Origin of the sequence: Martinezella tropici (assembly GCF_008370325.1) — a bacterium.
Classification (GTDB): Bacteria; Pseudomonadota; Alphaproteobacteria; order Rhizobiales; family Rhizobiaceae; genus Rhizobium; species Rhizobium tropici_B.
Genome location: NZ_VNIP01000011.1, coordinates 560,197 through 572,250, shown reverse-complemented (window position 1 = coordinate 572,250; position 12,054 = coordinate 560,197). Strand labels below are relative to the sequence as shown.

General features: G+C 60.2%; 13 protein-coding genes. 5 read left to right on the top strand and 8 right to left on the bottom strand.

Annotated elements, in window-relative coordinates; all coding sequences use genetic code 11:
* Positions 1 to 51 precede the first annotated feature (51 nt).
* From dxs to FP026_RS23705, 4 genes are all read right to left on the bottom strand, one after another.
* The gene (dxs, locus tag FP026_RS23720) at positions 52 to 1,968 is read right to left on the bottom strand and encodes a 1-deoxy-D-xylulose-5-phosphate synthase (RefSeq protein ID WP_149637033.1); all 1,917 of its coding nucleotides are present in this window, start codon (positions 1,966 to 1,968) and stop codon (positions 52 to 54) included.
* Between the two features lie 125 nt (positions 1,969 to 2,093).
* Positions 2,094 to 3,017, bottom strand: a complete 924-nt coding sequence (locus tag FP026_RS23715; RefSeq protein ID WP_149637032.1) for a pirin family protein — start codon at positions 3,015 to 3,017, stop codon at positions 2,094 to 2,096.
* A gap of 71 nt (positions 3,018 to 3,088) precedes the next feature.
* On the bottom strand, positions 3,089 to 3,340 hold the full coding sequence (locus tag FP026_RS23710; protein ID WP_149637031.1) for an exodeoxyribonuclease VII small subunit: 252 nt from the start codon (positions 3,338 to 3,340) through the stop codon (positions 3,089 to 3,091).
* Between the two features lie 2 nt (positions 3,341 to 3,342).
* A complete protein-coding gene (locus FP026_RS23705) occupies positions 3,343 to 4,284 on the bottom strand; it encodes a histone deacetylase family protein (RefSeq protein WP_149637030.1) in 942 nt (313 codons plus the stop codon).
* Between the two features lie 167 nt (positions 4,285 to 4,451).
* Here FP026_RS23705 and FP026_RS23700 point away from each other — a divergent pair, with 167 nt between their 5' ends.
* Positions 4,452 to 4,853: an acyl-CoA thioesterase gene (locus FP026_RS23700; RefSeq protein WP_149637029.1), complete on the top strand. Its 402-nt coding sequence runs from the start codon at positions 4,452 to 4,454 to the stop codon at positions 4,851 to 4,853.
* Between the two features lie 59 nt (positions 4,854 to 4,912).
* On the opposite strand, the gene FP026_RS23695 is transcribed toward FP026_RS23700, so the two are convergent.
* The 3 genes from FP026_RS23695 to FP026_RS23685 are packed head-to-tail and all read right to left on the bottom strand — an operon-like array spanning position 4,913 to position 6,778.
* A complete protein-coding gene (locus tag FP026_RS23695) occupies positions 4,913 to 5,470 on the bottom strand; it encodes a biotin transporter BioY (RefSeq protein ID WP_149637028.1) in 558 nt (185 codons plus the stop codon).
* Positions 5,471 to 5,498: 28 nt separating this feature from the next.
* Positions 5,499 to 6,101: an energy-coupling factor transporter transmembrane component T family protein gene (locus FP026_RS23690; RefSeq protein WP_149637027.1), complete on the bottom strand. Its 603-nt coding sequence runs from the start codon at positions 6,099 to 6,101 to the stop codon at positions 5,499 to 5,501.
* Positions 6,101 to 6,778 carry an energy-coupling factor ABC transporter ATP-binding protein gene (locus tag FP026_RS23685; RefSeq protein WP_149637026.1) on the bottom strand — a complete coding sequence of 226 codons (678 nt, stop codon included), beginning with the start codon at positions 6,776 to 6,778 and terminating at the stop codon, positions 6,101 to 6,103. The genes FP026_RS23690 and FP026_RS23685 overlap by 1 nt, the downstream gene beginning before the upstream one ends.
* 107 nt (positions 6,779 to 6,885) lie before the next feature.
* Here FP026_RS23685 and FP026_RS23680 point away from each other — a divergent pair, with 107 nt between their 5' ends.
* The 3 genes from FP026_RS23680 to FP026_RS23670 all read left to right on the top strand — a co-directional run bounded on the left by FP026_RS23680 (position 6,886) and on the right by FP026_RS23670 (position 9,984).
* Positions 6,886 to 8,076 (top strand): winged helix-turn-helix domain-containing protein, encoded by a 1,191-nt coding sequence (locus tag FP026_RS23680; protein WP_149637025.1) that lies wholly within the window; start codon positions 6,886 to 6,888, stop codon positions 8,074 to 8,076.
* Positions 8,077 to 8,086: 10 nt separating this feature from the next.
* Complete coding sequence (locus FP026_RS23675; RefSeq protein ID WP_149637024.1) at positions 8,087 to 9,166, top strand: dipeptidase; 1,080 nt, start codon at positions 8,087 to 8,089, stop codon at positions 9,164 to 9,166.
* Positions 9,167 to 9,438: 272 nt separating this feature from the next.
* The gene (locus FP026_RS23670; protein ID WP_188112661.1) at positions 9,439 to 9,984 is read left to right on the top strand and encodes a GNAT family N-acetyltransferase; all 546 of its coding nucleotides are present in this window, start codon (positions 9,439 to 9,441) and stop codon (positions 9,982 to 9,984) included.
* A 141-nt stretch (positions 9,985 to 10,125) separates the two neighbouring features.
* On the opposite strand, the gene FP026_RS23665 is transcribed toward FP026_RS23670, so the two are convergent.
* A complete protein-coding gene (locus FP026_RS23665) occupies positions 10,126 to 10,587 on the bottom strand; it encodes an Lrp/AsnC family transcriptional regulator (RefSeq protein ID WP_149637023.1) in 462 nt (153 codons plus the stop codon).
* A gap of 138 nt (positions 10,588 to 10,725) precedes the next feature.
* Between FP026_RS23665 and FP026_RS23660 the strand changes: the two genes are divergently transcribed.
* Complete coding sequence (locus FP026_RS23660; RefSeq protein ID WP_149637022.1) at positions 10,726 to 11,967, top strand: argininosuccinate synthase; 1,242 nt, start codon at positions 10,726 to 10,728, stop codon at positions 11,965 to 11,967.
* The last annotated feature ends 87 nt before the right edge of the window (positions 11,968 to 12,054 follow it).

Genomic DNA, 12,054 nt, shown 5'->3' with positions numbered 1-12,054 from the left:
CGCGGCAACGACCTCATTTCATATACGATTGCCCCTCAAAGGGGTGTAAAGCTATCCTGCGGCTTCGACGATGCGGCCGTGGCCGAGTGTGCGGAATACCGTTTGCACGATGCCGGCACGATCGAGACCGGCTCTGGCATTCATGGCTTCGGGCTTTGCCTGCTCCATCCAGATATCCGGCATGACGAGCGAGCGGATCTTCAGGCCGTTGTCGAGCAGGCCTTCATTGGCGAGGAACTGCATGACCTGGCTGCCGAAGCCGCCGACCGAGCCTTCCTCGATGGTGATCAGCATTTCGTGGTGAGCCGCGAGCTGGCGGATGAGATCATGATCGAGGGGCTTGGCGAAGCGCGCATCGGCGACTGTCGTCGAAAGCCCGGCGGCATCGAGATCCTCGGCTGCGGCAAGGCTGTCGGCCAGGCGCGTGCCGAAGGAGAGTAGCGCGACTTTCGAACCCTGCTTCACCACGCGCCCCTTACCGATTTCGAGGATCTGACCCCGTTCCGGCAGTTCGATGCCGACGCCTTCTCCGCGCGGATAGCGGAAGGAGATCGGACCTAGATCATAGGCGGCGGCGGTGCGCACCATGTGCTTGAGTTCCGCCTCGTCGGCTGCGGCCATGACAACGAAACCGGGCAGGGTGGCCAGAAAGGCCGTATCGAAGGAGCCTGCATGCGTCGGGCCATCGGCGCCGACGAAGCCGGCACGATCGATCGGGAAGCGGACCGGCAGGCCCTGGATCGCCACGTCATGCACCACCTGGTCATAGGCGCGCTGCAGGAAGGTGGAATAAAGGGCGGCAAAAGGCTTGTAGCCTTCGGCGGCAAGACCGGCCGCAAAGGTCACGGCGTGCTGCTCGGCGATACCGACGTCGAAACAGCGCTTGGGGAAGAATTCCTGCAGCTTGTCCAGCCCGGTGCCGTTCGGCATGGCGGCGGTAATGCCGACGATCTTCTCGTCGAGCGTTGCCTCCTGCACCAAAGCGTCCGCAAAGACGCTTGTGTAGCTCGGCGCATTCGGCTTCACCTTGGTCTGCGCGCCGGTGATAACGTCGAACTTGTTGACGCCGTGATATTTGTCCACAGCCGCTTCGGCCGGCGGATAGCCCTTGCCCTTCTGTGTCACGACATGGATCAGCACCGGCCCCTGGGCATTGTCGCGCACATTGCGCAGCACGGGCAGCAGATGCTCGAAGGAATGGCCGTCGATCGGGCCGATATGATAGAAGCCCATCTCCTCGAACATGGTGCCGCCGGTTACATAGCCCCGTGCGTGCTCGACTGCCCGCGTGATCGCGCGGTCGACCTTCTTGCCGAGATAGGCGGTTAGTTTCTTGCCGAAATCCCGAAAGCCCATATAGGTGCGGCCGGAGGCGAGGCGGGCAAGATAGGCGCTCATCGCTCCCGTCGGCGGGGCGATCGACATGTCGTTGTCATTGAGGATGACGATCAGCCGTGCGTCGAGCGCGCCGGCATTGTTCAGGGCTTCATAGGCCATACCGGCCGACATGGCGCCGTCGCCGATGACGGCGATGACGCGGCGGTCGGTATTATCGAGCTCGGCGGCAACCGCCATGCCGAGACCGGCGGAAATGGATGTCGACGAATGCGCGGCGCCGAAGGGATCGTATTCGCTCTCGGCCCGGCGTGTGAAGCCGGAAAGACCGTTTTCCTGGCGCAGCGTGCGAATCCGGTCGCGCCGCCCGGTCAGAATCTTGTGCGGATAACACTGGTGCCCGACATCGAAGATCAGCCGATCGTTTGGCGTATCGAAGACGCTGTGGATGGCGATGGTCAGTTCGACGACGCCGAGGCCGGCGCCAAGATGTCCGCCGGTACGCGATACCGCATCGATCATCTCGTCGCGGACTTCGCGGGCGAGCTGCGGCAATTCCCGGTCCTCCAGCTTTCGCAGGTCGGAAGGATATTGGACCCGGTCCAGCAGGGGCGTCTGTGGCATTTGTGTCAAGGCGGATGCCTCTTTCTTGCTATTCTTGGGCGGTTGTCCGCCTTTACGTCAAAACAGATTGCGACAAAAGGCGCCGAATTCAAGGTACCCCCGAACAAGAAACATGTGGGAGTGTTATGAACCCGTTAGCCTTCCGGCAGGGGAATGAACTCTTCCTCGTCACCCGGCACGATATCGAAGCGGCCCGTGCGCCATTCTTCCTTGGCCTTTTCGATGCGCTCCTTTGAGGACGAGACGAAATTCCACCAGATATAGCGCTTCGAATTGAGTGCTGCACCGCCAAAAAGCATGAGATGACAGCCTTTTTCGGCCGCCTCTAGCGTTATCGCATCGCCGGGACGGAAGACGAGGAGCTGATCCTGCTCGAAACGGTCGCCTGAAACGACAAGCGAACCGGAAAGAATATAGACCGCGCGCTCTTCATGCGCTGCCCCAAAAGGAAACGTCGTATTCGGCTGAAGCTGCAGATCGACGTAAAGCGTGTCGGAGAAGGACTTTACCGACGATTTCAGACCCTCGAACTCGCCGATGACCACGCGCCCGGTCACGCCGCCATCGGCGATCGTCGGTAGGTCATCCTTTTCCGTATGGGCGAAAGAGGGATCGATCTCTTCCTTGTCGTCGGGAAGCGCCAGCCAGGTCTGCAGGCCCGACATGGCGAAGGGGTGGTCGCGCAGGTTCTCCGGCGTACGCTCGGAATGCACGATGCCGCGTCCGGCCGTCATCAGGTTGACGTCGCCGGGGCGGATCACCTTGGCCGTGCCGAGGCTGTCCATATGGCGGATTTCGCCGTCGAACAAATAGGTGACCGTGGAAAGGCCGATATGCGGATGCGGACGAACGTCGAGCGCCTGGCCCGGCCGTAAAATTGCAGGCCCCATGCGGTCGAAGAAGATGAACGGCCCCACCAGCCGGCGCCGGCTGCTCGGAAGCGCGCGCCGCACGGAGAAGCCGCCAAGGTCGCTGGTACGCGGAATGATGAGGTTTTCGATCGCATCGCAGGCGAAGGCATCACCGGCCTGGGGATCGTTGCCTGGGAAGAAGGACATGGAGGCTCTCCTTTCGGTTGGGACTCAACCTACCGGGAATGTGTGCCAAACTCAAATTTCCTGTTTTGAACTTATGCGCCGTCCAGTGCTTCCGCACCTTGCGGCTTGCCGGCGCGGTCCAGCCGGATCTTTTCGATGCGGTTCTCGGCAGCCGAGAGCAGCGCCTCGCAATGCTTCTTCAGCGCTTCGCCGCGCTCGTAGATCGAAATGGATTCGTCCAGCGCCACATCGCCGCGTTCGAGCCGGGCAACGATGCTCTCAAGTTCTGCCACAGCCTTCTCGAAGGAATAGCCTGATACATCTGCCTTGGCGCTCTCGCTCATCGTCAACCTTTCATCATGCGTAGAATATGCATCCCCGCCGACTCGGCGAGACCTTCCAGATCATAGCCGCCTTCGAGCAGGCTGACGACCCGGTTCTTCGCGCTTCGGTCTGCGGCTTCGAGCAGCCGTCCCGTCGCCCAGTCGAAATCCTCGCCCGTCAGATTCAACTGCGCCAGCGGATCGCGGTGGTGGGCGTCGAAGCCGGCTGAGATGATGATGAGGTCGGGGCGAAAGTCCTGCAGCGCCGGCAGAATGCGCGACTTGAAGGCCTCGCGGAAATGATCGCCGCCGGTATTGGGCGACAGCGGTGCGTTGACGATGGTGTTGTGCGCGCCGCGCTCCTCCTTCTTGCCCGTGCCTGGATAGAGCGGCATCTGGTGGGTGGAACAGAAAAGCACGGACGGATCGTCCCAGAAAATGTCCTGCGTGCCATTGCCGTGGTGCACATCCCAATCGACGATGGCGACGCGCTCGGCGCCGTGGGCCTTTTGCGCATGGCGAGCAGCGATTGCGGCGTTGTTGAAGAAACAGAAGCCCATGGCCTTGGTCTTCTCGGCATGATGACCGGGCGGACGGGCCGCGACGAAGACATTGTCGGCCGCACCGGAGAAAACGTCGTCGACCGCCGCCATGGCGCCGCCGACGCCATGCATGATCGCCTGCAGCGTCTTCGGGCTGGCATAGGTATCCGCCTCGAGCTGGTTGATCTCGCCGTCGTCACCCCTGTCCGGCATCGACCGCAGCACGAAATCTAGATGTTCCTCGGGATGCGCAAGCAGGATCGCATCTTCATGGGCGGGAGGCGCCTTTCGCCGGTCCAGCCGCTCGAAATTGGGGTGCTCCAGCGCGATATTCAGCGACCGCAACCGGTCCGGCCGCTCCGGGTGGCCAGGCGGAACGATATGTTCCAGGAAGATCGGGTGTTCGTAAAGACGTGTGCTCATGGGGCCAATCTATAAATGAGGTGTGACGCCTATTACAGGACATGGACCATGTCACTACAATGTCAACAACCCACCTTAACCACTCTGAATGGCGCCCGTTTACTTATCGGGACGCGGTGTTAAGCTTTCATTAAGGCGAATATGGCGTCGGCCAGGATTATTGCGTGATGGCGAGAGCAGAACGATCCGATGTCGTCGAAGTAAGGGTGCCGCCGCGCGATGTCGACCGGCACGGCCAAATGTTTATCGCCTCCTACATCTCCCAGGCGGAAACGGTGCTCTCGAATTTCTGGCGCACGCGGCCGCTGGTCGAAGACGAGCCACTCTACATCGCCAGGAAGGCATCCTGTTCGCTGCACCGGGCCTTGCACTATGACGATCTTGCCCGCTTTTCGATCAGCGTCAACAAGATCGGCGGCAAGTCGATCGGCTTCATGATCATGGTCGAAACCGGCAACGAACTGGCGGCTGAGGTGGAAATTCTCTGGCTCGCGGTCCGCGGCGACGAACACGATCCGGCGCCGCTGCCGGAAGATACGCGCGACTGGCTCTACAAATACCTGGCGTGAGCCGAGCTAAGCCGCACATCGTGGCTGTAAAACCTCTGCACACTTTTACCCGCCGTACTTCAGCTCCGCTGCGGCAGAAGCGGATAGCCGACCATGACGGCGCGACCGACGAGAGCCGCGACGACGGCCTTGACGACATCGCCCGGTACAAAGCCCAAGGATCCGAGAAACGCCTTGCTGAAACCGATATTGATCGTCAGCCAAGCGATGCCGAACGCATAGAGCACGACCACGCCGCCGATGACGGCGGCGATGAAGAAGCCGACGCCCTGAACGAGGCCGCTCTGTTCCGGCTTCACCAGTCTCTCAGAGAAATAGCCCGTGATGAAGGCTGCGAAGATCCAGCCGACGAAGAAGCCGGCCGTCGGACCGGCGAAGACGGCAAGACCGCCGCGACCGCCCGATAGCACCGGTAGGCCGATGGTGACAAGGACGACCACCAGCAGCACCGCAATCGTCCCGCGCTTGGCGCCGAGTACGACGCCAGCGAGCATGACGCCGAGCGACTGCGCCGTAATCGGAACGGGAATGATGCCGATCGGGATGGGCGGCAAGAGGCCGAGCGCCACGATGATGGCGGCAAAAAGCGCCGAGAGGACGAGATCGCGGGTGTTCATGACGGCTCCTTCCGAAAAAGATCCATGTTCATTGACGCCGAATGCCGCGCGCGTCAATCGCCGCCGCGATATTGTCCGCATCGCGAAGCGTCAGAATGATCAGCGGCGCGAGCGTGGTCGCCAGGCGTGTCTTGATCCCGCGCGCCTGATGCGCTTCGCGGATCGCGCGGTAGCGATCGAGAATCTCAGGGATGAAGCGGATCACGAGGCCGATTGCAAGCCCGATATCGGCGGCTTTCAGCAGGCCGAGCTTTTCGAGCGGTGTGGCAAGGGCGGTGATCTCATCGATGAAAGCAGCCATCGATGTCGTCGCCGTCACCGTGGCGGCAAACAGCGCCAGAGCCGTCAGCCGCAGCGCGGTAACGATGGCGGCGTGCAGCGGGCCTACCAGTGCCGCGAAAATTGCCAGGACGGCAATCGAGATCAGGATTGGCCGCAGCCGCTTCAATGCGTCTCGGATCGGCAGGCCGCTGCGGAAATAGAAGCCGGCGCCGATAAGATTTGCACAGGCAAGCACCGCGATGGACTGGGTCAGGAAAAGCAATACGCCGAATGCGGTCAGCGTGAGGAGCTTTACGCGTGGCGAAAGCCGGTGCAGCCAGGTATCGACGTCGACATGCAGCGTCTGCATCAGCGTGCCATCTCCCTGTAGCGGGCGATCGCTTCGGCTGCGGACGCGTCGGCGACAAGCCGACCCTGGTCGAACAAAAGCACCCGCTCGAAATCCTCGAGCAGCGGCAGATCGTGGCTGATGACGATGACGCTTTCCGGCAGCCCCATGATGGTCTTCTGTACGAGCGCCCGATTCTTGAGATCTAGTTGGTTGGTCGGTTCATCCAGAATGAGAATGTCCGGACCGGTCACCAGCACCGAGCAGAGGGCGGCCATTTGCAACTCCCCGCCGGAAAGCTCGTGTGCTCGCCGCGAACCGAGATGGCTGACGCCGAACCGGCCGAGAATGCCCTCGACCGCGGCTTCGGTTTGCGTCTTGTCATATCCGCGCGCCTTCAGCCCATAGGCGATGTCGTCGCGCACGATGGGCAGGATGATCTGGTTCTGCGGCGACTGGAAGATATAGCCGACTTTGCCGAGAACTTTGCCAGCATCCCCGACGGTATCGAGCCCATCGACCACGACGCGTCCTGTCGTCGGCTTGACGAGCCCGTTGATCAGCCGCGCGAAGGTCGTCTTGCCGGAACCGTTGAGACCGATCACCCCGATGCGGCGCTCCTGCAGCCTCAGGCTCAGCGGAAACAGCGCGGTGCGCGTGCCGTAATCGACGCCGGCATTGTCGAAGCGGATATCCAAGCAGTTTCCCTATTCCCTAATGCTATCGCGGAGCTATAGCGCATCGTCTGGATTTATCAAATCAGGCCCTCTTTGAAAGCATGGGAATTTATGCCTATGATCCGCATATGACGAATCTGCTTTCGAATCGTGACGCCCGCCGCGTGTTCCTTGCCAAGCAGGGGCTTGCCAATCCACCGAACCGCGCCTTGACCAAGGCGGGCCTGCTGCAGCTCATCCACGACATCGGCTTCGTGCAGGTGGACAGCATCGCCACCGTCGAGCGCGCCCATCACCAGATCCTGTTTTCGCGCAACCAGACCTATCGGCGCGAGCACCTGACGGAACTTCTGGAAAAAGATGGCGCACTCTTCGAGAACTGGACGCATGATGCCTCGATCCTGCCGAGCGCCTTCTTCGTCTACTGGAAGCACCGTTTCCGCCGCGAGGACGAGGCGATCATCGCACGCTGGCGCAAATGGCGCGGGGAGGGGTTCGAGGCGGCTTTCGAGGAAACCTACGAGCGCGTGCTGAAGAACGGCGCGATCACCGCCCGCGAGGTCAAGGCGGAGGATCATGTCTCCGGCGGCTGGTGGAACTGGCATCCCAACAAGACGGCGCTCGAATATTTCTGGCGCACCGGCAAGTTCGCCATCGCCGGTCGCACCAATTTTCAGAAGGTCTATGATCTGGTGGAGCGCGTGTTGCCGAGCCACTTCCATGAGCCGGAGGTGGAGCACGACGAATTTGTCGACTGGGCCTGTCGCAGCGCGCTGCAGCGCCTCGGCTTTGCGACCTCAGGCGAGATCGCCGCCTTCTGGGATCTGGTGACGCCGCAGGAGGCGAAGAGCTGGGTCGAGACGCATCGGGATGAACTGACCGAAGTGCTGATTGAGCCTGCCGGCGGTGGCAAGCCTCGCCCTTCCTTCGCGTTCCAAGATTTCCATGACACGCTCGACAGCCATGCCGAAGCGCCGGCACGCATCCGCGTCCTCAGTCCTTTCGATCCGACCTTGCGCGACCGCAATCGTACCGAACGCCTCTTCGGCTTCTTTTACCGCATCGAGATCTTCGTGCCGGAACCGAAGCGGGAATACGGCTATTATGTCTTTCCGCTGCTGGAAGGCGACCGGCTGATCGGACGGATCGACATGAAGGCTGACCGCAAGGCGGGAACGCTGGATGTCAAACGCCTGTGGCTGGAACCGGGCGTCAAGGCCTCGGCCGGCCGGCTGGAAAAGCTCGAGGCCGAGCTGGAGCGTGTCGCACGCTTTGCCGGCGTCGAGAAAGTCGTGTTTCTCGAGGGTTGGCGGGGATGACTGAGATCGCATGGGCAAGGTCTTGATATTCGACGGGCATAATGATGCCGTCCAGTTCATGCTGGGTTATAAGCCTGATGGCCGCGATTTTCTGGCTCGATCGGAGACCGGGCATCTGGATTTTCCGCGGGCACTCGAAGGCGGCTTGGCCGGCGGATTGTTCGCGATGTATGCCAAGCCGGAGCAAGAACCGGTGGATGATCTGACGATCACTCATAATGGCTACGAAGTTCGCTATGCCGATGCGGTACATCCGGATCATGCCCGCCGGCAAATCGACGGGCAGCTTTCGACCATAAAGAAGCTGATCGAACGCTCGGGTGATAAAATACGTCTCGCAACGAGCGTCGGCGAGATCGAGGCGGCACGATATGACGGCGCCTTTGCCATCGTGCTCCATATGGAAGGCGCCGACGCCATCGGCCCCGATCTCGGCTATCTGGACAGCCTGTACCAAGCCGGCCTTCGATCCCTAGGCATCGTGTGGAGCCGCCCGAATATCTTTGGCTACGGCGTGCCGTTCGCCTATCCGAGATCGCCCGATACAGGACCCGGCCTTACGGATTTAGGCAAGAACCTGGTCAGAAGATGCAATGAACTCGGGATAATGATCGATGTTTCCCATCTGAACGAGCGCGGATTTTGGGATGTCGCGGCATTGAGCACCGCTCCGCTGGTGGCCACGCACGCCTGCGCCCATGCCATATGTCCATCGACCCGAAACCTCACCGACCGGCAATTGGACGCCATACGCGATACAGGTGGCGTCGTCGGGTTGAATCTTGCCGTCAACGATATCCGCGCCGATGCCCATCTTGAGGAAGATACCCCGCTTGAGGCCGTTGTTCGTCAGATCGATTATCTCATCGCCCGCGTTGGAGCGGATGGGATTGCGCTTGGATCGGATTTTGACGGTGCTGTCATGCCTCGTAAGATCAAGGATGCAAGCGGCTTGCCCCATCTCATGGAGGCCATGCGCAAAAGCGGGTTCGATGAACCGATCCTGCAAAAATTCGCCTATGATAATTGGCTTCGCGTATTCGGCCTCACATGGCTGGATCGATCGCGAACTTTGTCACCTCCCCCTTGAGGGGGGAGGTCGCCGCGTAGCGGCGGGTGGGGGTGATCTTGAGTGCGGGGAGACATCACCCCACCCCGGAGCTTCGCTCCGACCCTCCCCCTCAAGGGGAGGGTGAGGATCAGCAGATTTTCCTGGTGGTAATCTTGATGCCAAAGCCCTCTAGGTTGAACATAGTGCTGCTGGATGCTTGTAAGCTATAGCTAGTGGCCGAGCTAGCGTTTCAAACCGCCACCTCTGGTGGGGTCGAATAGGCAGAAGAGCACCTGAAAAAGGAGGGTTCATTGCCATCACCAATTCTTGAAGGCAGCAACGTCCGGCTCCGCCCGCCATGTGCCGACGACGCCGGTGTGCGCTTCGCCTTGGGTACGAATGCCGAGATCGCGGAGATGTATGGCGTCAACAGGGAGGACATCAAGCCCATCACCCGGGAGGGCGCGACGCGATGGGTTCAGGGTATTGCCGATCACCCTCACGCATGGGTCATCGAAATCAATGGCGCCTTTGCCGGCGTGATCAGATTGGATAACGTCAATCACCAGGACCGGCGCGCGACGATGGCAATCGGTATCAATAATCCAGCCTTGCTTGGCAAAGGCTTTGGCACGGAAGCAATCACTCTCCTGCTAAACTATGCCTTCGGCGAGATGGGATTGCATCGCATCGGAATACGCGTGCTCGCCTACAACACGCGTGCCATCCGCGCCTATGAAAAATGCGGCTTCGTCATCGAGGGCAGGGAGCGCGAGACCGCTTATGTCAACGGCAGCTGGCACGACGACATCATGATGGGCCTGCTGGATCGTGAGTTTTCGTTACCTCCCCCTTGAGGGGGAGGTCGCCGCGCAGCGGCGAGTGGGGGTAAACGTGCGGGGAGAATATCACCCCACCCCGGAGCTTCGCTCCGACCCTCCCCCTCAAGGGGAGGGTGGAATCAGCAAATCTCGGTCTTGGCGATCTTTCGCAATGACTCACCTCAATGGCAGCTGGAAGCTTTGCTTCAGCGTTTCCATCGGTACATCCGTCTTTACATTCAAAACGCTGGGGATGCGTGTCAGATAGTCGGCCTGGAAACGCCAGTAGCTGTGAAGATCCGCCGTGACGATTCTAAGGATTGCATCGCATTCCCCGGTCGTGAGATAGCATTCCATCACTTCGGGAAAGCGCCGGATTGCCTCACCGAACTGGACCGTTATCTCGGCATCCTGTGTTTTGAACCAGACGCGAGCAAAGACCGTAAGGCTGGCGCCGACCTTTGTCGGATCGAGCACGGCAACGTAGCGGTCGATGACGCCTGCTTCCTCCAGCAAGCGTACTCTGCGAAGGCAGGGTGACGGCGACAATCCAACCTCCTTCGCCAGTTCCACATTGGAAATACGCCCATCTCGTTGAAGCACGCGTAAAATACGCCGGTCGATATCGTCTAAGTTCATTGGCGCTTTCAGCCTCTTAACCTGTAGAATTCGGCATTTTATGCCAAACTTATATCTTTTCTTGCATTCTTCGCAAGCTCGTTGCGCGCAGGTTAGCCTAACATTCCATCCGTTCAATGCGAAGATGGAAACTCATTCATGCCGAAGAAGTTCAAGAAAATCGTGCTCTCTTACTCAGGCGGTCTGGATACCTCGATCATCCTGAAATGGTTGCAGGAGACCTATCAGTGCGAAGTCGTAACCTTCACCGCCGATCTAGGCCAAGGCGAGGAGCTGGAACCGGCACGCAAGAAGGCTGAAATGCTCGGGATCAAGGACGTCCGGATCGTGGATGTCCGCGAGGAATTCGTGCGCGACTTCGTTTTCCCGATGTTCCGCGCCAATACGCTCTATGAGGGCCAGTATCTTCTTGGCAGCTCCATCGCCCGTCCGCTGATTGCGAAGCATCTAGTCAGCATTGCGCAGGAAGTCGGCGCGGACGCTATTGCCCACGGAGCGACCGGCAAGGGCAACGATCAGGTCCGCTTCGAATTGACCGCCAATGCGCTCGATCCCTCGATCAAGATTATCGCCCCCTGGCGCGTATGGGACATCCACTCCCGGACGCAGCTCATCGACTATGCCGAAAGGCATCGGATACCCGTCCCCAAGGACAAACGGGGAGAGGCGCCCTTCTCGGTCGATGCGAATTTGTTGCATACCTCGACCGAGGGCAAGGTCCTGGAGGATCCCGCCGATATCGCGCCAGATCATATCTATCAGCGCACGGTCGATCCCTTGGATGCACCCGACCTGCCGGAGGTCGTTACGATTGGTTTCGAGAAGGGCGACGCGGTTTCCCTCAATGGCGATAAGCTGTCTCCGGCCGTCCTTCTGACCGCGCTCAACGAATTTGGCGGCAGACATGGAGTGGGGCGGCTCGATCTGGTCGAGAACCGGTTTGTTGGCATAAAGTCCCGCGGGGTCTACGAGACACCGGGCGGCACGATCTTGCTTGCAGCCCATCGCGGGATCGAATCAATCACCCTCGACCGCGCCGCTACTCACTTGAAAGACGAGATCATGCCCCGCTATGCGGAGCTCATCTATAACGGCTTCTGGTATGCGCCGGAGCGGGGAATGCTGCAGGCGCTGATCGACAAGAGCCAGACCTACGTCAGTGGCGAGGTGACGGTCAGGCTCTACAAGGGCTCGGCCAGTGTTATCGCGCGCGGTTCACCCCACTCACTCTATTCGATGGATCTTGTTACCTTCGAAGAAGGTTCGGGCACCTACGACCATCAGGATGCCGAGGGCTTCATCAAGCTCAACGGGCTGCGTCTCAAAACCTGGGCGGCTCGCAACAGGAAATCGGGTGAGCTCGGCCTTGCGCAAAATTAATAAGTTGCGCAGATGAGCCAGGCTCAGCGGTAACAGCGTCAATCACCTCCCCCTTGAGGGGGGAGGTCGCCGCGCAGCGGCGGGTGG

Coding starts and splice junctions, on each gene's coding strand:
- FP026_RS23715 (WP_149637032.1), bottom strand. CDS start 3,017: ATGTCCTTCTTCCCAGGCAACGATCCCCAGGCCGGTGATGCCTTCGCC.
- FP026_RS23710 (WP_149637031.1), bottom strand. CDS start 3,340: ATGAGCGAGAGCGCCAAGGCAGATGTATCAGGCTATTCCTTCGAGAAG.
- FP026_RS23705 (WP_149637030.1), bottom strand. CDS start 4,284: ATGAGCACACGTCTTTACGAACACCCGATCTTCCTGGAACATATCGTT.
- FP026_RS23700 (WP_149637029.1), top strand. CDS start 4,452: ATGGCGAGAGCAGAACGATCCGATGTCGTCGAAGTAAGGGTGCCGCCG.
- FP026_RS23695 (WP_149637028.1), bottom strand. CDS start 5,470: ATGAACACCCGCGATCTCGTCCTCTCGGCGCTTTTTGCCGCCATCATC.
- FP026_RS23690 (WP_149637027.1), bottom strand. CDS start 6,101: ATGCAGACGCTGCATGTCGACGTCGATACCTGGCTGCACCGGCTTTCG.
- FP026_RS23680 (WP_149637025.1), top strand. CDS start 6,886: ATGACGAATCTGCTTTCGAATCGTGACGCCCGCCGCGTGTTCCTTGCC.
- FP026_RS23675 (WP_149637024.1), top strand. CDS start 8,087: ATGGGCAAGGTCTTGATATTCGACGGGCATAATGATGCCGTCCAGTTC.
- FP026_RS23665 (WP_149637023.1), bottom strand. CDS start 10,587: ATGAACTTAGACGATATCGACCGGCGTATTTTACGCGTGCTTCAACGA.
- FP026_RS23660 (WP_149637022.1), top strand. CDS start 10,726: ATGCCGAAGAAGTTCAAGAAAATCGTGCTCTCTTACTCAGGCGGTCTG.